General features: G+C 60.1%; 1 protein-coding gene. It reads right to left on the bottom strand.

The genetic code is table 11. From position 1 onward, the window contains the following. Window positions 1–29: 29 nt before the first annotated feature. The coding region (locus ACPYOJ_RS37310) for a PLP-dependent transferase (protein WP_481420676.1) at window positions 30–228 on the bottom strand (199 nt) is incomplete at its 5' end.

The following is a 228-nucleotide window of genomic DNA, read 5'->3' as shown; positions in this document are numbered from 1 at the left end:
AAGAGCCTGCTGATCGTGAATGCCTTTCCTCAGATTCTCGGGAGCGACTGTTTGAGATCGGCGATGATATCCTGCACGTTTTCTATGCCGATCGAGAGGCGGACGACATCCGGGCCGGCGCCGGCGGCGGTCTTCTGCTCGTCAGTCAGCTGCCGGTGCGTGGTGGAAGCCGGGTGGATGGCCAGCGAGCGCTTGTCGCCGATATTTGCAAGATGGGAGAAGAGTTCC

It is taken from the genome of Rhizobium sp. SVR5-9E, from assembly GCF_056755095.1.
Note: the sequence above shows the minus strand (reverse complement) of the source record. Positions and strands in the feature narration are given on the sequence as shown.